Here is a 25,194-nt window from a genome sequence, read left to right as displayed (position 1 = left end):
CCCCTTCCCTTTTCCCTGTCTGTGTAGTATAATACCTTCTATAACTTTAAAGCATAACACTTTACAGGAGAAAACTATCATGAAGCTTATCACAACCATCTACAACCTTCTATGGGGCGATCTGGTTACGATCCCGCTGCCCGGCGGCGGCTCTCTGGGTCTGTCGCTCCTGGTACTTCTGCTGATCCCCGCCGGGATCTTTTTTACGGCGCGCACCCGCTTTCTTCCGGTGCGTCTCTTCCCCGAAATGCTGAAGACTGCCGTGGAAAAACGGACCTCTTCCCAGAAAAACTCCATTTCCGGCTTCCAGACCCTGATCATCGCCACTGCCACCCGTGTGGGCATGGGAAATCTGGTGGGCGTGGTGGCCGCCATCTCCGCCGGCGGCGCGGGAGCCGTATTCTGGATGTGGGTCACAGCCCTTTTAGGCTCCTCCACAGCCTTTGTGGAGGCCACCCTGGCACAGCTCCATAAAGAAAAGGATCCCTTATACGGCGGCTACCGGGGCGGTCCTGCCTATTATATCCATAACTTTTTCACCCGCAAAAGCCAGACAAAGCCCCGTTACTCCCTGATCGCCGTCCTGTTTGCCATTTCCGGCCTGATCTGCTGGTGCGGCATCAGCCAGGTGATCAGCAACTCTGTATCCACGGCATTTTCCAACGCCTTCCACATCCCGCCTCTTTATACCACCATCCTTCTGGTGCTTCTGGCGGCTGTGATCGTACTGAGAAAAAATGCCACGGTCAAGGTCCTGGATATTATGGTCCCCATTATGGCTGGCTGCTACTTTTTCATCACCCTGTTTATTATTTTTAAAAACATCGGACAGCTTCCGGCGGTCTTCCATCATATTTTTTCCGAGGCCTTCGGTCTCCGCCAGGTGGCTGCCGGCGGCTTCGGCGCTGTTCTCATGAACGGAGTCAAGCGCGGCCTTTTCTCCAATGAAGCCGGCTCCGGATCGGCTCCCTGTGCCTCTGCCGCAGCCGATGTGGATCATCCGGCCAAAGCAGGACTGATGCAGGCCTTCGGCGTTATCATCGACACCATCGTGATCTGCAGCTGCTCAGCCTTTATCATGCTCCTGGCTCCGGCAGATCTCATAAACGGTCTGGAGGGCATGGATCTTCTCCAGGCGGCCATGAATTACCATCTGGGCTCCTTCGGCGTTATCTTCATCGCCGTCACCCTCTGGCTGTTCAGCTTCTCCACCTTCATCGGGATCCTGTTTTATGCCCGCTCCAATGTGGCCTACCTGTTCGGCGACAACTGGCTTTCCCAGACAGTCTATAAGCTCCTGGCCCTGGTCATGCTGTTTGTGGGCGGTATGGCTGCCTACACCTTTGTATGGGACCTGGGCGACGTGGGCATCGGCCTTATGACCATCTTCAATATGCTGGTGATCTTTCCTCTGTCGAAGCAGGCCATCGACGCCCTGAACGACTACGAAAAGCGCAGCTGATACAGAGACTTTTAAGAAGTTTTATACAAAAAACATTTCCTTATTGGAAAATTTATGCTACAATAGGTACAAAATAAGTTTTGAGAGAGGATGCCCATGAATCATAAAACCGTGGTCTTAAATGCCGCCAAAATGAATTTTGACGGAAATCTTGATTTTTCTGTTTTATCGGAGGATGTGACCGTTTATGATGATACGGACCAGCACCAGCTTCTCGCCCGGATCCAGGGTGCAGCAGTGGTTGTCACCAAGGAAATGCCCGTAGGCGGGAATCTGATCCGCCAGTTTCCAGATTCCGTGAAGCTGATCTGCGAAGCCGGGACCGGATACAACAATCTGGATCTGGAGGCCGCCCGTCAGAAGGGGATCACGGTCTGCAACATCCCGGCATACAGCTCCAAACGGGTTGCCCATACGGCTGTTATGATGATCCTGAACTTAAGCTCATCCATGCAGCTCCAGATGAAAATGCTGGCCCGTGGCTGCCATGACAATTTCACAAAAAATCTCCAGGTAAGCCATGTGGAGGTCAATGATAAGGTCCTTGGCATCATTGGAGCCGGAAACATCGGCCGGGAGGTCATAAAGATCGCCCAGGCCATGGACATGAAGATCCTGGCCCATACCCGGACCTTCCGGGAGGACGCAGACGGCGTTCACTACGTGGATCTTCCAACGCTTCTCCGGGAAAGCGACTATGTCTCCCTTCACTGTCCCCTGACTCCGGAGACGAGACACCTGATCAACCGGGAGACCCTGTCCATGATGAAGCCTACGGCTTTCCTTATCAATACTTCCCGGGGAGCCCTGGTGGACGAACCGGCGCTGATCGAGGCCTTAAAGACCGGAGTGATCGCCGGAGCCGGGCTGGATGTGCAGGAAACGGAGCCCCCGCTTCCCGAAAATCCGCTCTATACCATGGACAATGTGATCCTGACGCCCCATATGGGCTGGAAGGGTCTGGAGACCAGAAAACGGCTGGTATCCATCCTGGCCGGAAATATCGAAGCTTATTTTCAGGGAATGCCCGTAAATGTGGTATCATGATCCCTGTTTCCCAGCTTCTAACCGCAGCCCTGGCTGCGTAAGAATAAAAACAGACTCCCTGTGAGTCCAAAAGGAGGAACTATCCCATGATCTTAATTAAAAACGGAACGCTCCATACTGCTGTTTCCAAAGAGCCGCTCCAGGCAGATATCCTGGTTGACGGCGGAAAGATCGTAAAGATCGGCGCCGGCTTAAGCAGTGAGGGCGCAGAAGTCATCGACGCTTCCGGCCTCAATGTATACCCCGGTTTCGTAGAGGCCCACTGCCACATCGGACTGGACGGATACGGCATCGGCTATGAAGGCCACGACTACAACGAGCTGAATGATCCGGTTACTCCCCAGCTCCGCTCCATCGACGGTATCAACCCCTTTGATCCGTGTATGGAAATGGCGGCAAAGGCCGGCGTTACCTGTATGGCAACTGGCCCAGGCAGCTCCAACGCCATCGGCGGAACCTTCGTGGCCATGAAGCCCCACGGCAAACGCGTGGACAACATGATCGTGAAATTCCCCGTTGCAATGAAATGCGCCTTCGGTGAGAACCCGAAGCGCTGCTACCAGAAGAATACCATTACCAGCCGTATGACCAATGCTGCCCTGATCCGTGAGGCATTAAAGAAGGCTTCCCTTTATAAGGCAAAGGTTGAGGCTGCCGGTGACGATGCTTCCAAGCTTCCGGCTTACGACCAGAAATCCGAAGCCCTGATCCCGGTATTAAATAAAGAGATCCCCTTAAAGGCACATGCCCACCAGGCCAACGACCTGTGCACTGCCCTGCGCATTGCAAGAGAGTTCGATCTGGATATTACCTTAGAGCATGTAACAGAAGGCCATATGATCGTGGATGAGCTGGCCAAGGAGAACGTTCCCCTGGCTGTGGGCCCCACCTTCGGACATGCCAGCAAGTTTGAGCTTCAGAACAAGACCTGGGAGACCCCCGGTGTTCTGGCAAAGGCAGGCTGCCACGTTTCCATCATCACCGACGCTCCGGTGATCCCGCTCCACTACCTGCCCTTATGCGCAGGCCTTGCCATGAAGGCTGGTATGGATGAGTATGATGCGCTCCGCGCCATCACCATCAATCCCGCTGAACACATTGGCGTTGCCGACAGAGTCGGTTCCCTGGAGGAAGGAAAGGACGCTGACATCGTGATCATGGACGGCACACCGTTCACTGTTGAGGGTGTTGTAAAGCACGTATTCATTGACGGAGAAGAGATCTAGGATATAAACCGACCGGCATGCTCCCGCGGGTATGCCGGTCTTCTTATGTCATAAGGTATCATTCAGGGAGGTTTCCATGTCACCAGCATTTATATTCGAGGGCTGCGGTACCAGGGAGGCTGTAAAAAAATTCCGGGGACATGTCTTCCCCCGGTGGTTTTCCGTCACAGTCAGCCTGCTTTCCGCCCTCTTTGCCGCCGCAGGCCTTTTCTTTTTCCTTGGGGGCCGCCATAAGCTGGCCCTTTATTACGCTGGCTCCGCCCTCCTTCTCCTGGTCTTTAATCTTGCAGGAAAGGCTTTTCTGGTCCGCCGGCTTTCCTCGGTGCTGGATCAGATCCTGGGAGGTGACCCCGGCTTTACGGTCTGCTTTTACGAAAACTACTTTTCCATCGTCCGCCAGAAGGACCAGAAGCTCATTCCCGTTTATTACAGCCGGATCAACCGGATCGCCTGCCAGGACGGGATCATGGCCGTATTTACCGGAGAAAATCTCTGTATTCCCTTCCGGGATCCGGACGGCGGCCAGGTATGGGACGATCTCTGGCGTTTTTTAAAAGAAAAGAATCCATCTATCATCATATAAATCATAAGAAGCACGCTGCGCGGATTTCTCATGGTTATGGCGGCAGCTGGAAAGGTCCCGTGCAGGAACAAACGGACTTTGACCCGCGGCCCGCGTAAAAACCGCCTGTACAGGAGCCCCTCGGCCCCGGTACAGGCGGTTTGTTATCCTTAATCAAATTCTTCATAAACCGGCTCAATAGGATCTCCCAGCAGGCCGTTTCCAGCGGCTTCACCGTTGATCTCCGTTAAGATACCGGAGCTGTTGACCTTATAGCGGTTTCCATCCCTGTCCTTTACAGTCGTATTCTTTGAGATACGGCCGGAGGTATTGACCACATACGTCTTATACTGGCCGCCGGATGGAAGGCTCACCAGCATATAGCGGCTGTCAGAATCTGCCTTCTGAAGTTTTCCCATATAGTACAGATAATTGCTCCTGACGCCTGTGAAGCCGCGGCCCGCATAGCTTCCCTCGTTGAAGTAGAAGGTGCTCCTGGTCCCGTCGCCCTCCTCGATGGTCCGTTTTCCCTTTACTACGGTCCTGGAATCCTCATCGAAATAGTAGGACGTATATTCTCCTGTGTCCCCGATCTCCACCTTATGGAGCCCCTTCACCGGATTGCCCCGCTTATCAAACAGATAGTTCTTTCCATCGATCCTTACGAAATCATCGGTGGAGGCTTCCCCAAACTCCGGTCCTGTCTTGGGCTCTCCGTCTTTATTAAAGTAGTACCATTCCACCGACTCGTCCACGTTGTCCAGCAGCCGTTCCGGCGGCTCCAGGGAAAGCCATCCACTGATGGCGGCTCCTACTTTGGCATTTTTGATCTCAGGCTCTGCGAAATACCGCCAGTGCTCAATGGTATTGGAGCTGGCAGAATCCGGATCTCCATCCATATACACCCAGCCTGTCTGCATCTTTCCGGTGGAATCAAAGCAGTAATATTTTCCGTCGATCCGGCTGACCCGGTACTCGCCCTCCTCGTCTCCGGTGGAGGTGCAGTACTTCTTTCCGCTGGGAGCAAAATAATACCAGTACTGGCCGTCGTCGCTCTCCGGACCGTAGGTATAATCGTCCTCATCCTCGTCATAAGGCGGCTCCAGGTATCTCCAGCCAGTCTTCATAGCTCCGTCGCTGCCCAGATAATACAGATTGTCCTCTGTCCAGCCGGTCTGCATCACACCTTCGGAATCAAACAGATAATTCCTTCCGTCGATCTTCTTCCAGCCGTCCTTTACGACCTTCCCGCTGTTTCCAAAATAAAACCAGACGTCCTCATCCCCGCCGTAATAGGAACGGGTCTTTACCCACTTATTGGCCACCATGATCCCGTTGGAATCCACAAAATAATCCTCGTCTGCCCAGCAGCTGACCGCCATCTCTCCGTTTCCGTTTAAATATCTCCACAGATTATCGGCGCCCTTTCTCCACTCATTGGTCACCCGGTTTCCGTACTGGTCCATATATACCCAGGTATTGCCAGACATGGCCCAGCCTTCTGCGGCCAGCGCCTCCATAGTCATAAGCCCGAGGCTTAAAACGGCGGCAGCTGTCAGTACCTTCAGTCCCTTCGTTTTCATAGCTCCATCTCCTTACCATCTGCCTTTTTTCATACAGCCCCTGCTTTACGATCTATCCCGGAGCCGTATATCCCTGGTATCATTCTACCAGTATCTTACAAAATATTCAACCAGAAGAATCTTTCAATTCTCTTACATACTCCCGGCAAATGCCGCAAAACTGCCGCAATCCCATGTTAGTGTATAATTATCATTGGCAAATATAGGAACTATTCCTAAGACAAAAAAGGGAAACAGAGAAAATCCCTGCTTCCCAATCACACAGTTTTTCTTTATGATGTTAACTGCTAAGAAAAACATGTAAAGGAAACTGTATGATGAAAACTATTGTAGAGGAAAAACCAATATCTTTCAAGGAGTTGGAGCAAAAAATATTTTCTTATGTATGTGAGCTGGGCAGAGAGATCACAACTGCCATGCTGGAGGCTTATGATAAGGAACTGGCAGAGGGAAGGGATAAAAAGAATTACCGGGATAAAGGGATCCGCACCACCACGATAAAAACAGTCTACGGTGAAGTCCGCTATGGCAGGCACGTCTATCAGACAAAACTTGAGGATGGAAAGAAAGCCTGTGTGTATCTGCTGGATGAAGCCATGCAGATGGAAAAGACAGGCCTGATCTCCACAAACCTGGCAGAGAAGCTGGCCATGACGGTAACAGAAGCGCCGTACCGCGTTACAGCAGAGACAATAAGCAGCACCTGCGGCCAGAGCATCAGTGCCGGCGGTGTGTGGAACGTGATGCAGCGGTTGGGTGAAAGGATCAGCGAAGAGGAAGAACATGCTGTAAAACAGATGCATGCGGACCAGTCAGAGGGAAAAAAGGAGATTCCGGTACTGTTTGAAGAAATGGATGGCGTATGGCTGTCCATGCAGGATGAACAGCATAAAAAGATGAAAAAACAGGAAATGAAGGTCTTTACCATGTATGAAGGCTGGGATGCGGAGAAAGAAAAGCAGGGCCGCAGCAGCCTGGTGGGAAAAACCATGCTTGCGGGGATGGAGAAAAGTAAGAAATTCCATGAAAAGCGGGAGGCCTGTATTTGCAAGAAATATAATGCGGATGAGATCGGCCAGCGCATCTTAAACGGAGATGGAGGCAGCTGGATCTACGAGCCATATGACCCGGAAGCAATCTTCCAGTTAGACAGATATCATGTATATCAGGAGATCACAGGGAAGATCCGTGATAAGAAAGCGCAGAGAGAAATCCGGGAACTGTTTGATACAGGCAAGCCGGAGGAAATGCTGGAATATATACAGATATATGCGACCAGCGTAGAAAGCCCGGATGAAAAGGATAAAAGCAGCCAAAAGGCCTGGGAATTATATCAATATCTGGAACGTAACAGGGAAGGTCTGCTGCCCTACGATAAAAGGGGGATAAAGATAGCAGCCCCGCCGGAAGGGATTCTTTATAAAAGGATGGGTGTGCAGGAAAATCAGAATTGTACGGTGATCACGCTGAGGATGAAGAACCGAAGGATGCGCTGGTCGGTAAACGGAGCCAATAACCTTGCCAAGATCCTTTACCAAAAAGAAAACAAGGAATTGATTGAGACGATAGAGCGATATACGGATGGATTAGTGTTCACAATGCAGATGCAGGAGATCGTGGAAACATTAAGTGCCGCAAAAGCTCCAAAGAAGGACGGGAAAGGAAATCCGTATGTGGATGTGGTAAATGTGCATATGCCGCTGCTTGAAGCGATACAGACAGCATCCAGAAAGGCGTTTAAGAGAGCGTTCTGTTGTTAAACAAAGGAAAACCCATAGGGTCTATTTGGCATACCCAAAAACAGAAAAAATATCATAAGGAAAAAATGAAGTGGGTAAGTTGCCAACGATTACTTGACACAAACCAATCCCATATGGTATTTGACACGTTCCCCCGAATCACGTATAATATCCACAGAAACCAAACGATAATCATAGAAAGCGACGGTATCATATATGTGGATTGCAGACGGATGGAAGGATTATGAAGTCATCGACTGTTCAAAGGGGGAAAAGCTGGAGCGCTGGGGAAAATACATCCTTTTGCGTCCGGATCCCCAGGTGATCTGGGATACAGAAAAAACGGCTCCCCAGTGGAAAAAGCTCAACGGTCACTATCACCGCAGCTCCAAGGGCGGCGGTGAATGGGAGTTTTTCCATCTTCCGGAGCAGTGGAGCATAAACTATAAGGAACTGACCTTCCAGCTGAAGCCCTTCAGCTTCAAGCACACGGGACTCTTCCCGGAGCAGGCCGCCAACTGGGACTGGTTCGGAGAAAAAATAAAAAATGCCGGCCGGCCTGTGAAGGTCTTAAACCTCTTTGCCTATACGGGAGGAGCCACCCTGGCGGCCGCAAAGGCCGGGGCCTCTGTGACTCACGTGGACGCCTCCAAGGGAATGGTGGCCTGGGCCAAAGAAAACGCCAGATCCAGTAACCTGGAAAGCGCTCCCATCCGCTGGATCGTGGATGACTGCGTGAAATTCGTGGAGCGGGAGCTCCGCCGGGGCAACCATTACGACGCCATCATCATGGACCCGCCCTCCTACGGCCGTGGTCCCAAGGGGGAGATCTGGAAGATCGAGGATGCCATCTTCCCCCTGGTAAAGCTCTGCGCCGGACTCTTATCGGAAAAACCCCTGTTTTTCCTCATTAACTCCTACACCACCGGCCTGGCTCCCGCCGTGCTCACCTATATGCTGGGCTGTACCGTAAAGCCACGGTTCGGCGGTACGGTGCGTTCCGACGAGATCGGCCTTCCGGTGTCCTCCACAGGCCTCGTACTGCCCTGCGGTGCGTCCGGCCGGTGGGAAGCCTGAGACAGCTAAAGTTATAAAAGATCCATAAAAACAGCCGCGGCAATGTAAAAGCACTGCCGCGGCCGTTATATTTTTATAGAACGTGGTCCGCCTGCCGGGGATCCTCCCCAAGCCCGGGCAAAGCCCTTCTGCCTAAGGCTTTAGAACTTCTTCCAGGTATCCCGGAAGAATAACACCAGCAGAGGGAATATCTCCAGACGCCCTGCCAGCATGTCAAAGATCAGAACGATCTTGGACAGATCGGAAAAGCAGGAGAAATTGCCGATGGGTCCCACCATCTCCAATCCGGGGCCGATGTTGTTGAGGGTAGCTGCCACTGCCGTAAAGCTGGTCACCAGGTCAAAGCCGTCCAGACATACAAACAGCGTGGAGACTGCGAATATCAGCACATACGCCACCATAAAGGCGTTTACGCTCCTTAGCACCTCCTGGCCCACGACCCGGCCTTCAAATTTCAGCTTCTTCACCATATGGGGATGGATGATCTGCCCGATCTCTCTGGTCATGGTACGGAACAGGAGCACGATCCTGGAGACCTTGATGCCGCCGCCGGTGCTTCCCGCACAGGCTCCGATGAACATAAGGAGCACCAGGATGGCCCGGGGCACTGCCGGCCACACGTTAAAGTCCACCGTAGAAAATCCCGTAGTGGTTATGATGGAGCCCACCTGGAAGGCCGCATGACGGAAGGCTGTGACCAGGTCAGGGAAGGAATTCCGTATAAACACCGTGATGATCAGCGTCGAAACGGCAATAATTGCCAGGTACCAGCCGGCCTCCTCACAGCGGAGCGCCTCTTTGGGCTTCCTCATATAAAGAAGAAAATATACATTAAAGTTTATACCGAACAGGATCATAAAGATCGTCACAATGGACTGTATATAAGCGGAATATTCGCCGATGCTGCTGTTTTTTATTCCGAAGCCTCCGGTTCCTGCCGTACCGAAGGTGGTACACAAAGCGTCAAACAGCGGCATGCTCCCCAACAGCAGCAGCGCCAGCTCCAGAAGAGACAGGGCCACATAAAGGCCGTATAGGAGCTTGGCTGTGGACCGCACCTTGGGGACCAGCTTGCTGACCGATGGTCCCGGACTCTCCGCCTTCATCAGGTTCATGGAATAACCGCCGCCGGACATGGGCAGGAGGCATAACAGGAATACCAGAACGCCCATGCCGCCGATCCAGTGGGTAAAGCTCCTCCAGAACAGCATGCACCTGGGCAGGACTTCCACATCCTTTAAGATACTGGCTCCCGTGGTTGTAAAGCCAGATACAGTCTCAAACATGGCGTCTACGATACTGGGGATCACGCCAGAAAACACAAAGGGCAGTGCCCCCATAAGGCTCATAACGATCCAGCTTAGGGCCACTGTCACGCAGCCTTCCTTTGCATAAAACACCTTATTGGCCGGCTGCTTCCGCACCAGAGGCACACCCAGAAGCAGGCAGAGCCCGATGGCGGCTGCAAACGCCCAGATGCTGCGTTCCGAATACAGCACTGCCACCAGGGCAGAGGGAGCCATAAGAGCCGCCTCTATGATAAAGACCCAGCCAATGATGAAAAATATCATGGAATAATTCATGGAGCTTCTCCTTTGCTACTTCAGTATATCCCGGATATCCTGGAGACCCCGGTTAGTGGTCACCACGATCACCGTATCTCCCACCTGGATCTTATTCTGTCCGCGGGGCGTAAGGATCGTTCCATTCCGGTTGATGCAGCAGATCAGAAGATTATCCTTCAGATCCAGATCCATCAGAGGCACATCTGTCACAGCCGAAGCCTCACGGATGGAAAACTCCAGGGCCTCAGCCCGGCCGTCCAGGATATTGTACAGCGTTTCCACGTTGCTGCCGATGGTATTCTGGCAGGCCCGCACATACTGTAAGATATAATCGGCCGTGAGATATTTGGGATATACCACGCTGTCGATGGCAAAGCTGTCGATCACGTCATTAAAAGCGATCTTATTGACCTTGGCCACCAGCTTGGCATTGGAGTGCTTCTTGGCAAACAGGGCCAGGAAAATATTCTCCTCGTCCAGACCGGTGAGGGCTACCATGGAATCGGCATAGGTAAGTCCTTCCTCCAGGAGAAGGTTCTTGTCGCTGCCGTCGCCGTTTATGATATCGGCTCCCGGAAGCATCTCGCTTAAATACTCGCAGCGTTCCTTCCTCTGCTCGATGATCCGCACGCGGAAGCCGATCTTTAGCAGATCCAGGGCCAGGTAGTGGGCAATGGTCCCGCCGCCGATGATCAGGGAATTGCGTACCTTTTTCGAACGCACGCCGATCTTTTCAAAGAACTCCGCCGTCTGCTCCAGGGAGCCTGCGATGGACAGGATATCATTGTCCTGGAGCACAAAGCTTCCGTTGGGGATCACCACCTCCGAATCCCGCTCCACAGCGCAGATCAGTACATCGGTCTTTAACCGGCCCATGAGCTCCATAATGGTCTTTCCGTCAAAGCCCATTTCCGGCTTTATGCGGAAGTGCAGAAGCTCCACGCGGCCCTTGGCAAAGGTATCGATCTTAATGGCTGACGGGAACTTTAAGACCTTTAAGATCTCTCTGGCCGTGGTCAGCTCCGGGTTGATGATCATGGAGATCCCCAGCTGCTCCCTTATGAACCGGATCTCTTTATTATAGAGAGGATTCCTCACACGGGCGATGGTATGGCATTTGGCGTTCTTTTTAGCCATCAGGCAGCAAAGCAGGTTCAGCTCGTCCTCGCCCGTCACCGCAATAAAAAGGTCGGCTGTATCCACACCCGCCTCCTGCTGTACATTAAAACTGGCTCCGTTTCCCACAATTCCCATGGCGTCGTACCGGTTGGAAACCTCTTCCACCTTCTGCTCCGACAGGTCCACCATCACCAGATCGTGATCCTCCACACTGAGACGTTCTGCCAGGCTGGTACCGACTTTTCCGCAGCCAACAATAATAATCTTCATATGCATTCTGTCCTATTCTGAGTTTTTTCTGAGTATTTTTAAGGATTTATGTCCTATTATACTATCGATCGCAGGAATCCACAAGACCCGCCCGCAAAAACAATGGCGAAACGCGCAAAAAGAACCGCGTCTCCCGTTAAGGAAACGCGGTTCTCCGGTCATTTACGCTGTCACCGAACGGCGTACAGCCTTTTTCATATTCTTATACGGATCCCTGCGGAACAGCATATACAGAAGGAAAAGCAGTATCAGCGCGGCGGCGGCTGTTCCCAGCCCCACCGGTGCTCCCAGTATCACGGAACCCAACTGGTATACGCAGAGACTTACCCCATAAGCAAATACATTCTGATAAAGGACTGCAAACCAGAACCACTTTCTGGACTGCATCTGCTGGGCCATGGTCGCAATGGCGGCAAGGCACGGAGAATCCAGAAGGTTGAACACAAGGAAGGAAAATGCTGCCGCCACATTGGGGAACCAGCTCTGGATGGCTGCTCCCACCACTGCAGTCTCCTCCACCATGGACTCATCCACGTTGGCCAGGACACCCATGGTGGTCACAATGGCCTCTTTGGCGGAAAATCCGGAAATGGAAGCCGCCACCGGCTGCCAGGAGCCAAAGCCCAGCGGCGCGAAGATCCAGGCGATGGCGCCGCCCAGAAGGGCCATAAGGCTGTTGGATACATCTTCCACGGCTCCGAAGCCTCCGTTCTCAAAGCCAAAGGTGGAAAGCACCCACATAACGATGCAGGCCAGGAACAGGATGGTGCCTGCCTTTTTAATAAAGCCCCAGAGTCTTTCCCAGGTGTGCATGAGCACCGTCTTAGCAGACGGGATATGGTATGCCGGAAGCTCCATAACAAAGGGAGCCGCCTCTCCGGAAAACGGTTTCGTCTTTTTTAAGATGATGGCAGACACCAGTACGGCCGCCACTCCGATGAAATACATGAGGGGAGCGATATAACCGGCGGCCTCATAATTTCCCGTGGCCCAGCCCGTCATGATCCCGCCCATAAGAGCGATCACCGGGAGCTTTGCGCCGCAGGGCACGAAGGTAGCCGTCATAATGGTCAGCCGTCTGTCATTATCGTTTTCAATGGTACGGGAAGCCATGATCCCCGGGATCCCGCAGCCCGATGAGATCAGGAGCGGAATGAAGCTTTTGCCGGAAAGCCCGAAATGACGGAACACCCGGTCCATGACGAAGGCGATGCGGACCATGTAGCCGCAGTCCTCCAGGATGGAAAGGAGCAGGAACAGAATGGCCATCTGGGGAAGGAAGCCGAACACTGCTCCCAGACCTCCCAGGATCCCATCCACCACCAGACCTGTCACCATACTTCCGGCTCCCAGGCTGCTGAGTGCTCCAGCAGCCGCCTCCTGAACAGCGACCACAAAGGAGTCGTTGGCCCAGTCTGTACCCATGGTACCCAGGGTCGTCACAGAAATATAGTATACAAAATACATGATCGCCGCAAAGATCGGAAGTCCCAGGATCCTGTTTGTAACGATCCTGTCGATCTTATCCGAGGTGCTTAACCTGGCCGGCGCTTTTTGCACGGCCTTTCCCATCACCTCTCCAATATATCCGTAACGGGCGTCGGTAATGATGCTTTCCGTATCGTCGTCCATATCCTTTTCCAGGCTCTCTGCCTCCGTCCGGATGGACGCCATGGCGGAGGGCGGCAGGTTTAAGTCTGCCTCGGCCCGGGGATCCCGTTCCAGCAGCTTAATGGCATACCAGCGTCTCAGGGACGGCTCCACCCGGTCTCCCAGAGCCTCCTCGGCCTTTAATATGGCGCTTTCCACCCGGGCCGGGAACACATGGCCAGGGGCCTTCCATTTCTGTCCCTTGGCAGCAGCCACCGCCTGGTCTGTCACTTCCTTTAAGCCCGTCCCCTTAAGGGCAGAGGTCTCCACCACCTGGCAGCCAAATATCCCAGAAAGCCGTTCTGTGTCGATCTGGTCTCCCTTTTTCGCCAGCAGATCGCTCATGTTTAGGGCAATGACCACCGGGATCCCCAGCTCCAGAAGCTGGGAGGTCAGATACAGGTTTCTTTCAATGTTGGTGGCGTCCACCAGGTTGATGACCGCCTCCGGCCGCTCCTTTAACAGATAATCCCGGCTTACCACTTCCTCCAGTGTATACGGGGACAGGGAATAGATCCCCGGCAGGTCCGTTATGATGATCTCCTCCTCTCCTTTGGAGGTTTTCAGCCGTCCTTCTTTCTTTTCCACCGTCACGCCGGGCCAGTTGCCCACGTACTGGTTCGCTCCTGTGAGCGCGTTGAACATGGTGGTCTTTCCACAGTTGGGATTTCCCGCCAAAGCAATCCTGATACTCATGTTTCTCCTCCTTAAATCCCTTCTTTTACCGTCACATCGATGCTGTCCGCATCGGCCTTTCTCAGGGAAAGCTCATATCCCCGAATGGTGATCTCCACCGGATCTCCCAGGGGAGCCACCTTCCGGACATAGATCTCACTCCCCTTTGTGATCCCCATGTCCATGATCCTCCGGCGGAATGCCCCCTCCCCGCGGATCTTTGCCACCAGAACCGTTGTCCTCACCGGAACCTCCCGTAATGTCATAGCGTTCTCCTTTCTCCTCCTCTTTTTCCATCCCCTTATATGGGGCACATCTGCTTCCTGGCATGTTTATTGGTTATTTAAGGCTAACTCTGCGTTTTTTAGTTACCCACGACTAACCCGTGGGCTTTTTGATGGAGCCGGAGGCTTTTAAGGCCCCGCGGCTCCTGCTTCTATACCATAATGTGCTTCGCCATTTCTTTATTGACGGCTACTCTGGAATCCTTAATATGGATGATCATATTTCCGCAAAGCTCGGAGACCACCCGGACCTGGCTTCCGTCCACAAATCCAAGATTGGCCAGAAACCGCCTTGTATCGGCAGCTCCCCCGATCCGTTTTACCACTCCGGTCTCTCCCGGACGCAAAAGAGTAATTGGCATCATGCTCCCTCCTTCGCATTTTCTCTGCCGCAGCAGCAGCCTCCAGAACACCCGGAGCAACTTCCGCAGCCGCAGGCCGTTTTTCCTGCCTTCTTCTGGCTCCTCATGAATCTCAGCACGGCCACCGCCGCGCACGCCACCAGGAGCAGTACGATCCCATCTGCCAGACTCATTGGATCACCTCTTTTCTTTTTGATACTAATTATCAATTTCAAATGAATTATATTCCTCTCAGCTGAAAAAGTCAACCCTTTTTTCGTATTTTATTTCGTACACAAAACTGCTTGAAATCTTTGTCCATACACTTTAAAATATGGGTAAACGCCGGACCTGCTGTGCCAGGGCCGGTTCTGAAACAATGCTTAAGGAGGTTTTTCATGAACTGCAGCAGAAGACTCACCGATACACTTTACTGGGTCGGCGCCAACGACAGGCGGATCGCCCTGTTTGAAAATGTATACCCCGTTCCCCGGGGCGTTTCCTATAATTCCTATCTGCTCTTAGATGAAAAGACAGCTCTCTTTGATACCATCGACCAGGCATTTACCCACCAGCTCCTGGAAAATGTTTCCTTTGTGCTGGATGGACGTTCTCTGGACTACCTGATCGTCAATCACATGGAGCCCGATCACTGTGCCTCCATCGCTGACATTCTCTTCCGGTATCCTGGGGTGAAGATCGTCTGCACTGCCAAGGCTGCAAATATGATGAAGCAGTTTTTTGAATTCGATGTGGACCAGTATGTGGTTCCCGTAAAGGAGGGCGACACCCTTTCCCTGGGCGTCCATACCCTGACCTTCGTTATGGCCCCCATGGTCCACTGGCCTGAGGTCATGGTCACCTATGAGACCACGGAGAAGATCCTGTTCTCCGCAGACGCCTTCGGCTCCTTCGGCGCCATCGACGGAAATATCTTTGCCGATGAAACAGACTATAAAAACCAGTGGCTGCCGGAAGCCAGAAGATACTACTGCAACATCGTCGGAAAATACGGTCCCCAGGTGCAGGCCTTATTAAAGAAGGCCTCCGGGCTGGAGATCTCCATGATCTGCCCGCTCCACAGCCTGGTATGGAGGAAGGATCTGGACTGGCTCCTGGAGAAATATTCCCGCTGGAGCTCCTATGAGCCGGAGGAAAAAACCATGCTCATCGCCTATGCCTCCGTATACGGCCACACAGAGCAGGCCGCCGATGCCATTGCTGCAAGGTTAGCGGAGCGGGGAGTACCCAATATCGCCGTTTACGATGTGTCCAAGACCCATCCGTCCTATATCCTGGCTGACGCCTTCCGCTGCTCAGCCCTGGTATTTGCATCCATCACCTACAACAATGGGATCTTCTGCAACATGGAGACCCTGCTGCACCAGATCGCTGCCCATAACCTCCAGAACCGGACTGTGGCCTTCTTGGAAAACGGCTCCTGGGCCCCGGTGTCTGTAAAGCATATGACGGATACCTTCGCATCCTTAAAGAACATGAAGGTACTGGAGGAAAGTCTGACCATCCGGTCTTCCTTAAAGAACTGCCAGGGAGACTGTCTGGAAGCTCTGGTTGATTCCATTTTCCAGTCTCTCGCATAATTTTTTCTGGAAATGGTTATACAACAATATACTACTATATTTTATCCACAGGAGGAACTGACTATGAAGAAATATGAATGCGAAGTATGCGGTTACATTTATGATGAAGCAGCCGGAGATCCGGATAACGGCATCGCTCCCGGCACCAAATGGGAGGACGTTCCCGAGGACTGGGTATGCCCCTTATGCTCCGTCGGCAAAGACCAGTTTAAAGAGGCCTAACAGCTCTATAAAAAAATAAAAGGGGAATTCTTATGGGAATCAAAGTAAATCAGGAAACACTCCAGATGATCGCCGATCTTTCCAACGCCAGGGGCGCTTCCGGCTTCGAGGACGAGACAGTCCAGGCGGCAGCAAAGCACATTGGCGAGGGCTATACCACCGAAGAGGACTGCCTGCGCAACTTCTATATGTACCGCACTGCCAACTCCGGCAATAAGCCGGTGTTCATGCTGGATGCCCACAGCGACGAGGTGGGATTCATGGTCCATTCCATCCGCCCCAACGGAACCCTCCGTTTCGTGGCCTTAGGCGGCTGGAACGTGGGCTCCCTCGCCTCCTCCAAGGTGCTTGTGAGAAACTCTGAGGGAAAATATCTTCCCGGCGTCATTGCTGCAAAACCGGTACACTTTATGTCGGCTTCAGAAAAAGCATCTGCCGGGGCAGCGGATATCTCCTCCCTCTCCATCGACATCGGCGCTGTGAGCGCAAAGGACGCAGCTGAAAACTTTAAGATCCGCATCGGCGAGCCGGGGGTTCCGGATGTTACCCTGGAATACGATGAAGAACATGATCTGATGTTCGGCAAAGCCTTTGACTGCCGCATCGGCTGCGCAGCTCTCATCGAGACGCTCCGCCGGTTAAGGGATGAAAAGCTGGACGTGGACGTGGTGGGTGTTCTTTCCTCCCAGGAGGAGGTAGGCGAACGCGGCATGAAGGTGGCCGTAAACCACATAAAGCCCCAGATCGCCATCTGCTTCGAGGGCTGTCCGGCGGACGATACGTTTACTGAGCCTTACGCAGTCCAGACGGCCTTCAAAAAAGGACCCATGCTGCGCTTCATGGACAAATCCATCATCTGCACTCCCAGATACCAGCGCTATGCCCTGGATCTGGCTGAGAAGCGCGGTCTTATGGCCCAGGCGTCTGTCCGGGAGGGCGGCGGCAACAACGGTGCCATTGTCCATACGTCCTTAGATGGGATCCCGTCCATCGTCATCGGCGTTCCGGTGCGGTACATCCATTCCGTCCACGGCATTGCCTCCTACTATGATTTTGAAGCCACTGTAAAACTGGCCGTAGAAATCGTAAAATCCATGAATGGAGATATTATTAAATCTTTTTAAACGATTCCAATATCTTCCAACATGATTTTCCTGGTCCGTGACATACTAACACCATCCCAGAAAACAAAGGTGGTGAACGACCATGAACCAGGAAAAGAACGAATGTATCCAGTGCTCCATCCACAACTGCGTACACCACGCGGGGACTGCGGATTACTGCACACTGGACCGGATCCATGTGGGGACCCATGAACTGAACCCCACAAAGAAGGAATGTACCGACTGTGATTCCTTCCAGTATAAAATGTCCTGAGGCGGCTGATCTGCCATCGGGGTATGGGAAAGGCCTGGCAGCTGCACCGATCTGCAGCCGCCAGGCCTTTTTTATCCGCCCATCCTTATTTCAGACGTTTCCGCCTCATGTGATTTCTGGTTTTTTATGCGTTTCCCTGTCTCATACAGCCGCCAGGCCCCTGGGGAGCCGCCGCCTGGTCAAAGCTGGGATTGAAGGCATAAAAGTTCCGGCTGTCCAGACGGTCCTGGAGGCCGCGCAGGGCTTCACCGAAACGGGAAGATTGAAGTAGATTTACCTCAAAAATGATAGCGGATAAAACCGCCTTAGATTTTCCATGTGATTTCAATATTCCCGTTTGCCACCTTGATAACTTTGATTAAAGCGTCAACAACTGCCTGTTTATCTTCAAAGGAAATGTTATCCCATTTCTTTACATGGTCTGTTATTTGTCCCATTTTGTTTTCTGTATGCGTACAAGTAAGAGAAATGATTTCTTCCTGTAAAGTTTGGCGTTCAGTGTCTAACTCGGAAACCTTATCATTGATGTACTTCATCAAGATAGCGTTTGCACTTCCTACTTTGGAAAGCAGGTCGTTAATTTCCTCGTCTATTTGTGTCAAACGGATTTTGTTCTTTGATACTTTAGGTACAGATTTGTTTTCTTCTTCATCTGATAGCTTCTTAAATTCAGACAGCTTTTCACGAATGGCTTTTAACATATATTCCTCTAAAACGTCTGCATAAACAGTGCTTCCCGTTCCTTTACAGTTACCGTTATGTCCCGATTGACTGCAAACGAAATATCGTCCCCATTTTGTTTTTGCTTTCCGAATTACCAAAGCATAACCGCAGTTTCCACATTTTACTTTTCCTGTAAGCCATGAGTTCTTCGGTTTACAAGTTTGTGTTGACTGGCGATTATTTAGACAGCGTATCCTGCAAGCTAACCATGTGGCAGAAGAAATAAAGCCTTTATGTGGTGCTAATACTATTTCCTTGTCCGTAAGGTCACACTGTTTTCTTGTTGTTGATACCGTTCCTTTATATAGGTAACAGGCATTATAACCTGTAAAATCGCTTGCCGGATTATAAACATCTGCTCCTTGACTTTTGAAGAAGTTATACACGTCAATATCAGCTTCCACATATACAGGATTTCTCAGCATTTCACTTATTCTTGCAGAAGTCCAATTTCCTCCGCGTAATTGCTTAATACCATGCTTATTGAGATACCGTATAATGTCGCCAAGAGAATTAGCCGGGTCAGCATACAACGAATAAATAAGTTTTAGCTGTTCGCTTTCTTCCGGGACTTCTTCATACATGGAAGTGCGGATATTGTCAATGATAGTTTCCTTTAAGCGATACCCATAAGGAATACGTCCACCCATATAAAAGCCCCTCTTATTTCTTGCATAATAAGCGTCAGTAACACGTTTTTGTATTGTTTCTCGTTCCAGTTGAGCAAAGACAATACAAATATTCAACATGGCTCTGCCTATGGGGGTGGAAGTATCAAACTTTTCTGTTGAAGAAACAAATTCTACATGATATTCTTGAAACACTTCCATCATATTAGCAAAATCCAAGATTGAACGACTAATACGGTCTAACTTGTAAACAATTACGCGCTTAATTTTCCCCGCCCGAATATCATTCATCATTTTTTCAAAATCCGGTCGGTTCGTATTTTTCCCACTAAACCCTCTATCGGCATATTCGATATAAGGGTCGCCATGAGTTTCATACCTGCAATATTCAAGCTGGCTTTCAACGGATATACTGTCTTTTTTTTCGATTGACTGGCGTCCATATAATGCGTCATACATCATGTTCGTTACCTCCGAACAAGACGTTATGACATAAGCCGCCCACACTTATATTATAGCATTGAACAGACAGTCCTTCAATTACATCATTCATATTTCCGAAAAATCTGAAAAAGCTGCCTTGCGATTTCTCGTTTGGCAACTTCCTGCGGTTTCTGTAAATATTGTGGGCGACGATTTATTACAACTAATTGCATTTTCTGTTGATTGATTTCATCTTTATCAATCCTATAAGAAACTTTATCTTCCATAAAATATACCCCCTTTGGTATTCCGTACATCTTATGAAAGACAGCAAGTACACTATTACAAGGTAAAAATAGACAGTTCAGACGGTTTTAGCAAACCTCACAAGAATTTCACTTCCGCATGGTTCTCATGCAGCTCTACCCGTTGCCTGCGACGCTTCTAACGCTCGGACTACGGCGGTAAAGGAGTATCATTATACCGATATATAGATTATGGCGACAGAGTTGCTAAGTCTGCTATGGAACGCTGATAGTTCTCGCTCGTTTTGTCCCTCCTTTCAGTCATGGCGTATCAGCCCAACGGCTCCCCATATATCGAATGTATCTGATTTGCCTTATGCTGCGTCGCCGTTCTATTGCGCCGCTTTCTTTGTCAAAGAGCAGAGGGCTGTTCTGCGATATGGAACGGAAAAGGGGGAAGCGTTCCAATACCGCGTTGCTTTATTCAGCCCTAAATGTGAGGATTGCCCTCATTAGTTTTGCTTGCAGCCTTTCGCGTATTTCTTCGTCTACTCCAAAATAAACATTTCCTCGCTCATCATAGAGCTTCCGCATGGAAAGACTTGCTATGTAGCCGCTGAAATGCTGCAATACAATCTTCATTGCGTCCGGGTCGCCTTTGCTCGCTGCCAAAATAACGGGATAGGGAACAAGGGCATTTTCCGGGTACTCGGTCGGTTTACCATTCAATCCATTCATCAGCGTTTTCCTCCAAATATTTTTTTAACTGCTCAAAGGAGCTTGTCCGGCGATACTGTACCGTACTTCTTGAGATATTGAGCTGCTTTCCGATTTCTATATCAGTCAATCCCTCAAAGTAATACAGCAGTACAATTTTGCGCCGTTCTTCGGGTAAAGCCCGGATAGCTTCAAGCAGCAGTTTTGGGGTTATTTCTTTTCCTGCCATTTGATAAGACGGCTCTGCTTCTTCGTCTTGAAAATACTTATCGATGGTATAAAGCTGCCGTTCCTCATGCAAGGCAAGGTTGGAAAAAGTAACTTCCCGAACTCTGCGCCGACGAATTTCTTCATGGGCGTTGCACGCTTCATTGTGCAGCACTGATTTACAGAACTTTTGAAACGTACATTGCTTTTCAAATTCCCTGCGATTAGGTGTCATGGTGTTCACCTCCTTTCTGCCGAAAGGCGGTAGTACCTCCCCTTTTCGCGGGATAATACAGGCGACTTTTTGCTTTGCCAAAAAGAGGGCAAAATTTTTGAAAAATCTTCTGCAAAATGCGAAATGCGCCTGCCTGCAAAATACAGACAGACGCATAGGAAATAACAGCAGTATTTAATTGATTTGACAGTTCATCTACATAGCCGGAATACCCCGTCGGTGGATAATGGCTTTTTTTGACAAGTTGTAATTGTCAGGTGGGGAATGATAGATAAAAAAGGACATGACAGTACCTCCTTGATACCGCCATATCTTTAAAAAAGGGCGACTTTAATATGCCCCCCGCAATCTCATTTTTGAAAAAGAAAACGGCGGCTTTGATTGTTATTTCAAAACCGCCGTTAGGCAATCTATATTTTAATTAGGCGCATGAGGAAGTTGCCGCCGTAACAACGTTTTTTTTTATTACCGTTAGGCAGCTTGAATTTTTTTACCAATTTTTAAGAAAGTTTTTTCAAAGGTATACAAAATTCACATAAATGTTTTGCAACTTTGTCGGCAGGATAGCGCTCAATTACTGGCTTTGTTTCGTCCACCGATAAACTACCAACTAATTTCTGTATATTGCTCCAAAAAGCAGTAATGTCTTGTTCCGTATGTGGAAGTTCAAATACAGCATATATACCGTCTGGAATTTTGCGAATATCTAATGCTATATCGGGGTTCCCGTTGACTATAAGACCAACATCATACCGTAATTTATTTTTATCGGTCATAGCGGGATTATCTAATGCTATTCCTAAAATAACACTGCTTTTGTCTAAAAGTTCTTTCTCTCTTAAATATTCTTTAAAATTTTCCATAAAGATTTTGTTCTCGAAGCCATAATTGCCCGTTCGTCGTATATACGCGATTGTAATGTTTTTAAACTCTTCAATTTTCAATGCTGTCCCTCCATATTCAGAATTTCTAAATCAATCGTAAGGGCAATTAAATTGATTTTCAACAACTTTTTTAAAATGGACGTAACTTTTTTAAAATCTAACATATAAAGGAAAAATAAGCCGATAACCACAAGGAAATATCCTCATGTGTTATCGGCTCTGCGTCTGTGCGTCTGGCTCTTTGATAACTGAAATATTTAGTTTATAGACGTTGATTAGGGTTTCTTGCTTGCACTTTGGACAGTACAGAGGGAAATTTTTTAATTCAGTATCTTCCCGTATTTGCAGTCGTGTTTTATTTTTGCAAACCGGACAATAAATCCAATTTTCACTATTCATCATTATTTACCTCTATGTTTAGCTTTTCGTTTTTCTTGACGCAAAGCATACTGGCGTTCTTTTTCAGCTTCCCGTTGTTCTTTACTTTTAACTTTTCGTTCCATTTTGTTTTGTTCATGTTGAAGTTTCAACGCCTGTTGTGCTTTGGTTCCCATTCCTTTATTTTGTAACTGATTGTTGATTTCTCGTTGCATACGTTTAGGATTGATTTTTCGTTCTTCTGTTATTTCTGATTTGATAGGGGGACTGAATTTAAGACTATTCCAATTTTTTAGTAAAAAATCGTAAACTTCATAGTCTTTAGGTTCACTACCAAAAGTGATTTTACAAACTTCATAATATCCCTCGTCAAATCGTTCATATACGCCAATCCAAAATGGAGCTTCAAACATGACCGTCAAGCTACTTTTTACAGACATAACATCATTCCTTACTCATTTGAGCTTCAAAATTGTTAAGCCATTCTAAAAGTGAATTATAGAGAAGTTTCTGCTGTTCAAAAATCGTTCTCCCTACAAGTGGGATAGTAGCATATTGAATTGCATAATCTTCATTAGCTTTAGCAGAGATTTTTATACTTTCTCTTAATTGAGCAATAAGTTTAATCGCTTCATTTGAACTAACTTTATTCAAATTTGCAATTACCACATTAAAATCAAATAAGAGAGGAACATCTTGAGAAGCATAGGTAAACATTAACTTTTCAAAATATTCTTTCCCTTTCTCTGTAATAGAGTAAATCGCTTTATCAGCAAATTTATCTCCTTTTACAATATCACTTTCTAAATAGCCTTTTTCTTTTAATTGCAGAACTTTTCTATAAATTGACGGCACACTTATTTTCGTCCACTTTGATAAGTTATGATATTCTACATCTTTCTGTATGTCATAAGCACTTTGCGGTTTTTCTAACACGATACCAAGCACCACTAAATCTATTGATGACATATTGTTTCTCCTTTCCTTTTACTATTATCAATAGTACTATTGTCGATAGTAAAAGTCAAGAGAAATATGGTCTGTATTTCCTTTACAATGAATATCCAAGATTACCGGATTGAATAGCGGCAATATTTTTAGATATTCTCTCTTTAGACCAATCCCACCATTTGAATTTGAGCAATGTATCAATCGTTTCCCGTTGGAGTAACAGTTTTGTTGTTGGTAAAAATCAGCAATCATAAAACATATTGTAGCTATCAACAAAAAGAACCGATAACCACAAGGAAATATCCTCATGTGTTATCGGCTCTGCGTCTGTGCGTCTGGCTCTTTGATAACTGAAATATTTAATTTATAAGCGTTGATTAGAGTTTCTTGTTTGCACTTTGGACAATACAACGGAAATTTTTTTAATTCAGTATCCTCTCGAAGTTTTAATCTTGTCTTTCCTCTACATAAAGGACATAATATCCAATTTTCATTTTTCATTAAAAGCCTCCCAATCACTAATTGACCATTGAGAAATTACGTGTTTTCCTAAAATGGTAATAGCCTTTCTTTTACATTGATTAGCACAACGATAACATAAAGTACATTTTTTCCCCGCAACCGCTTTTTCTTGTATCAAAGAAAGATTTTGCATAGGACAAATAGAAATACAATTACCACAACCAATACAAGCAGTTTTATCTATATGTACATTTTCATAATAATGACGTGTTTTTCCAATAAACCAAAGACGTTGCCCTAAAAGTCCAGCTATATGAGAAAGAAATCCTAAACCATTTTGGGTCGGAATACCTTGCTTTAATTTATTTACAGCTAACGGAATAGCTTCATTTACATCTGAAATAATTTGTTGGTTTTGGGCTGTTGAATGTTTAAGAGCTTTAACATCACATATACAGTCGGGCATTTTCAAATGAAGCCCACCCCAAATATGCGCTTTATATTTTTTGAATAAGCGCGCCGATAATCCGGCACCGTCCCCACTGAAAAGTCCCATAGTTGCAATTATAAAGATATTTTTCTTTTCCCAAATAGTATGATTATCATTTATAAAATCTCGCACTATTTTAGGAAGATTGCTATAATATATCGGATAGGCAAAAACAATATCTTTATGTAGCATAATTTTTTCTATTACAGATTTTTCTTCTAAAGAAACAATTTTAGATGTACCGTCATATAAAGCAACAAATTTTTCTAAACAATATTTTGTGTTACCTGTTCCGCTAAAATAAACTCCAATCATACTTTTTCTCCCATGTTATTCAAAAATGAAAGTTCAAAGATTTCCATAAAGTCAATCACTTTCTGTTTCCAATCGTTATTATAATAAACATTACTCATAGTTGCTAACGAAGTAATTCCATGTATAAATGCCCATATAGTGATGATAACATCATTTTGTTCTTCTAATGGATAATTCACTTGTTCTAATAATTTACTTACTATATCTTTATAAATTATATATGGCTTATAATTTTCTTTGTCCGATATTGATAAGGATAAATCAATTTTAATGTTGGATTGAGAATACAAAAACTGAAAATAAGCAGGATTTTCTACAAAGAAAGATATGTAAGTTACCCCCATGTCTTTCAATATTTCTGAAATATTATGATTTTTCTGAATAGTATCTTCTAATAATTTTGAAAATCTGTCTGTAATAAATAACTGCATAGCTTCTAACAGTTCTTCTTTGTTTTGAAAATGGCTGTAAGGTGCAGCATGGCTTACTCCACAAGCAGCAGCGACTTTTCTCAAAGAAAAAGAGTGTATGCCCTCCTTACTAACTATTTCTATTCCTTTTTCAATTAGTGCATTTCGTAAATCTTTATGATGATAGGATTGCTTTAACTCAGTAGACATATATATTTACCTCCTCAAATCTTTACACTGTCTACATTATATCTATAAAACTTTACACTGTCAAGTTTTTTGCAAAACGCAATCATACTATGCTCTATTTCTATCCATACTATGA

General features: G+C 48.1%; 28 protein-coding genes. 10 read left to right on the top strand and 18 right to left on the bottom strand.

What is annotated here, in order from left to right:
* The first annotated feature begins 79 nt into the window (after positions 1-79).
* The 4 genes from ACI6NM_RS14605 to ACI6NM_RS14590 all read left to right on the top strand — a co-directional run bounded on the left by ACI6NM_RS14605 (position 80) and on the right by ACI6NM_RS14590 (position 4,318).
* Positions 80-1,462, top strand: coding sequence for an alanine/glycine:cation symporter family protein (locus ACI6NM_RS14605; protein WP_262427280.1), 1,383 nt, complete (start codon positions 80-82; stop codon positions 1,460-1,462).
* Positions 1,463-1,558: 96 nt separating this feature from the next.
* Positions 1,559-2,509, top strand: coding sequence for a 2-hydroxyacid dehydrogenase (locus ACI6NM_RS14600; RefSeq protein ID WP_262427281.1), 951 nt, complete (start codon positions 1,559-1,561; stop codon positions 2,507-2,509).
* 86 nt (positions 2,510-2,595) lie between these two features.
* Positions 2,596-3,735, top strand: coding sequence for an amidohydrolase (locus ACI6NM_RS14595; protein ID WP_022273401.1), 1,140 nt, complete (start codon positions 2,596-2,598; stop codon positions 3,733-3,735).
* A 76-nt stretch (positions 3,736-3,811) separates the two neighbouring features.
* Positions 3,812-4,318 carry a hypothetical protein gene (locus tag ACI6NM_RS14590; RefSeq protein ID WP_262427282.1) on the top strand — a complete coding sequence of 169 codons (507 nt, stop codon included), beginning with the start codon at positions 3,812-3,814 and terminating at the stop codon, positions 4,316-4,318.
* 149 nt (positions 4,319-4,467) lie between these two features.
* Here the strand turns inward: ACI6NM_RS14590 and ACI6NM_RS14585 are convergent, their stop codons facing one another.
* Positions 4,468-5,880 (bottom strand): N-acetylmuramoyl-L-alanine amidase family protein, encoded by a 1,413-nt coding sequence (locus ACI6NM_RS14585; protein ID WP_262427283.1) that lies wholly within the window; start codon positions 5,878-5,880, stop codon positions 4,468-4,470.
* 314 nt (positions 5,881-6,194) lie between these two features.
* On the opposite strand from ACI6NM_RS14585, the gene ACI6NM_RS14580 reads away from it, so the two are divergent.
* Together ACI6NM_RS14580 and ACI6NM_RS14575 are read left to right on the top strand one after the other, a co-directional pair.
* Positions 6,195-7,640, top strand: a complete 1,446-nt coding sequence (locus ACI6NM_RS14580; RefSeq protein WP_438500954.1) for an ISLre2 family transposase — start codon at positions 6,195-6,197, stop codon at positions 7,638-7,640.
* Positions 7,641-7,835: 195 nt separating this feature from the next.
* Positions 7,836-8,696, top strand: coding sequence for a class I SAM-dependent methyltransferase (locus ACI6NM_RS14575; protein ID WP_215653517.1), 861 nt, complete (start codon positions 7,836-7,838; stop codon positions 8,694-8,696).
* A 140-nt stretch (positions 8,697-8,836) separates the two neighbouring features.
* Here the strand turns inward: ACI6NM_RS14575 and ACI6NM_RS14570 are convergent, their stop codons facing one another.
* From ACI6NM_RS14570 to ACI6NM_RS14545, 6 genes are all read right to left on the bottom strand, one after another.
* Positions 8,837-10,279 carry a TrkH family potassium uptake protein gene (locus ACI6NM_RS14570; protein WP_022273397.1) on the bottom strand — a complete coding sequence of 481 codons (1,443 nt, stop codon included), beginning with the start codon at positions 10,277-10,279 and terminating at the stop codon, positions 8,837-8,839.
* A gap of 15 nt (positions 10,280-10,294) precedes the next feature.
* Positions 10,295-11,650 (bottom strand): Trk system potassium transporter TrkA, encoded by a 1,356-nt coding sequence (gene trkA, locus ACI6NM_RS14565; RefSeq protein WP_022273396.1) that lies wholly within the window; start codon positions 11,648-11,650, stop codon positions 10,295-10,297.
* 162 nt (positions 11,651-11,812) lie between these two features.
* Positions 11,813-13,996: a ferrous iron transport protein B gene (gene feoB, locus ACI6NM_RS14560; RefSeq protein ID WP_438500953.1), complete on the bottom strand. Its 2,184-nt coding sequence runs from the start codon at positions 13,994-13,996 to the stop codon at positions 11,813-11,815.
* A gap of 11 nt (positions 13,997-14,007) precedes the next feature.
* Positions 14,008-14,241 (bottom strand): FeoA domain-containing protein, encoded by a 234-nt coding sequence (locus tag ACI6NM_RS14555; protein WP_438500952.1) that lies wholly within the window; start codon positions 14,239-14,241, stop codon positions 14,008-14,010.
* A 170-nt stretch (positions 14,242-14,411) separates the two neighbouring features.
* On the bottom strand, positions 14,412-14,624 hold the full coding sequence (locus ACI6NM_RS14550) for a FeoA family protein (RefSeq protein WP_158357694.1): 213 nt from the start codon (positions 14,622-14,624) through the stop codon (positions 14,412-14,414).
* On the bottom strand, positions 14,621-14,794 hold the full coding sequence (locus ACI6NM_RS14545) for a FeoB-associated Cys-rich membrane protein (protein WP_022273391.1): 174 nt from the start codon (positions 14,792-14,794) through the stop codon (positions 14,621-14,623). The genes ACI6NM_RS14550 and ACI6NM_RS14545 overlap by 4 nt, the downstream gene beginning before the upstream one ends.
* A 204-nt stretch (positions 14,795-14,998) precedes the next feature.
* Here ACI6NM_RS14545 and ACI6NM_RS14540 point away from each other — a divergent pair, with 204 nt between their 5' ends.
* The 4 genes from ACI6NM_RS14540 (at position 14,999) to ACI6NM_RS14525 (ending at position 17,800) form a co-directional block, all read left to right on the top strand.
* On the top strand, positions 14,999-16,201 hold the full coding sequence (locus tag ACI6NM_RS14540; RefSeq protein ID WP_438500951.1) for an oxygen-binding di-iron domain-containing protein: 1,203 nt from the start codon (positions 14,999-15,001) through the stop codon (positions 16,199-16,201).
* A gap of 63 nt (positions 16,202-16,264) precedes the next feature.
* Complete coding sequence (gene rd / locus ACI6NM_RS14535) at positions 16,265-16,423, top strand: rubredoxin (protein ID WP_022273389.1); 159 nt, start codon at positions 16,265-16,267, stop codon at positions 16,421-16,423.
* A gap of 32 nt (positions 16,424-16,455) precedes the next feature.
* Entirely contained in the window at positions 16,456-17,547 is a 1,092-nt protein-coding gene (locus ACI6NM_RS14530; RefSeq protein ID WP_438500950.1) for a M42 family metallopeptidase, read from the top strand.
* Positions 17,548-17,629: 82 nt separating this feature from the next.
* Positions 17,630-17,800 (top strand): DUF1540 domain-containing protein, encoded by a 171-nt coding sequence (locus ACI6NM_RS14525; protein WP_022273387.1) that lies wholly within the window; start codon positions 17,630-17,632, stop codon positions 17,798-17,800.
* Positions 17,801-18,105: 305 nt separating this feature from the next.
* Here ACI6NM_RS14525 and ACI6NM_RS14520 read toward each other — a convergent pair whose 3' ends face one another.
* The 11 genes from ACI6NM_RS14520 to ACI6NM_RS14470 all read right to left on the bottom strand — a co-directional run bounded on the left by ACI6NM_RS14520 (position 18,106) and on the right by ACI6NM_RS14470 (position 25,079).
* Positions 18,106-19,614, bottom strand: a complete 1,509-nt coding sequence (locus ACI6NM_RS14520; protein ID WP_337425496.1) for a recombinase family protein — start codon at positions 19,612-19,614, stop codon at positions 18,106-18,108.
* An 83-nt stretch (positions 19,615-19,697) separates the two neighbouring features.
* On the bottom strand, positions 19,698-19,862 hold the full coding sequence (locus ACI6NM_RS14515) for a transcriptional regulator (protein WP_337425495.1): 165 nt from the start codon (positions 19,860-19,862) through the stop codon (positions 19,698-19,700).
* Between the two features lie 438 nt (positions 19,863-20,300).
* Positions 20,301-20,558 (bottom strand): helix-turn-helix domain-containing protein, encoded by a 258-nt coding sequence (locus tag ACI6NM_RS14510; RefSeq protein WP_006858660.1) that lies wholly within the window; start codon positions 20,556-20,558, stop codon positions 20,301-20,303.
* Entirely contained in the window at positions 20,539-20,979 is a 441-nt protein-coding gene (locus tag ACI6NM_RS14505) for a sigma-70 family RNA polymerase sigma factor (protein WP_438500949.1), read from the bottom strand. Before ACI6NM_RS14505 ends, ACI6NM_RS14510 begins: the two co-directional genes overlap by 20 nt.
* Before the next feature lie 500 nt (positions 20,980-21,479).
* A complete protein-coding gene (locus ACI6NM_RS14500; RefSeq protein ID WP_131792934.1) occupies positions 21,480-21,923 on the bottom strand; it encodes an AraC family transcriptional regulator in 444 nt (147 codons plus the stop codon).
* A 150-nt stretch (positions 21,924-22,073) separates the two neighbouring features.
* On the bottom strand, positions 22,074-22,262 hold the full coding sequence (locus ACI6NM_RS14495) for a cysteine-rich KTR domain-containing protein (RefSeq protein ID WP_032509796.1): 189 nt from the start codon (positions 22,260-22,262) through the stop codon (positions 22,074-22,076).
* A 2-nt stretch (positions 22,263-22,264) separates the two neighbouring features.
* Positions 22,265-22,681: a YjdF family protein gene (locus tag ACI6NM_RS14490; RefSeq protein WP_412365069.1), complete on the bottom strand. Its 417-nt coding sequence runs from the start codon at positions 22,679-22,681 to the stop codon at positions 22,265-22,267.
* Between the two features lie 4 nt (positions 22,682-22,685).
* Positions 22,686-23,210, bottom strand: a complete 525-nt coding sequence (locus tag ACI6NM_RS14485; RefSeq protein WP_272106880.1) for a PadR family transcriptional regulator — start codon at positions 23,208-23,210, stop codon at positions 22,686-22,688.
* A 294-nt stretch (positions 23,211-23,504) separates the two neighbouring features.
* The gene (locus ACI6NM_RS14480; RefSeq protein WP_131792933.1) at positions 23,505-23,693 is read right to left on the bottom strand and encodes a cysteine-rich KTR domain-containing protein; all 189 of its coding nucleotides are present in this window, start codon (positions 23,691-23,693) and stop codon (positions 23,505-23,507) included.
* On the bottom strand, positions 23,683-24,459 hold the full coding sequence (locus ACI6NM_RS14475; RefSeq protein ID WP_131792932.1) for an EFR1 family ferrodoxin: 777 nt from the start codon (positions 24,457-24,459) through the stop codon (positions 23,683-23,685). The genes ACI6NM_RS14480 and ACI6NM_RS14475 overlap by 11 nt, the downstream gene beginning before the upstream one ends.
* Positions 24,456-25,079 carry a TetR/AcrR family transcriptional regulator gene (locus tag ACI6NM_RS14470; RefSeq protein WP_131792931.1) on the bottom strand — a complete coding sequence of 208 codons (624 nt, stop codon included), beginning with the start codon at positions 25,077-25,079 and terminating at the stop codon, positions 24,456-24,458. The genes ACI6NM_RS14475 and ACI6NM_RS14470 overlap by 4 nt, the downstream gene beginning before the upstream one ends.
* Positions 25,080-25,194: the final 115 nt, after the last annotated feature.

Origin of the sequence: Pilosibacter sp. YYHA0881, from assembly GCF_051602715.1 — a bacterium.
Lineage (GTDB): Bacteria > Bacillota > Clostridia > Lachnospirales > Lachnospiraceae > Alitiscatomonas > Alitiscatomonas aceti.
Note: the sequence above shows the minus strand (reverse complement) of the source record. Positions and strands in the feature narration are given on the sequence as shown.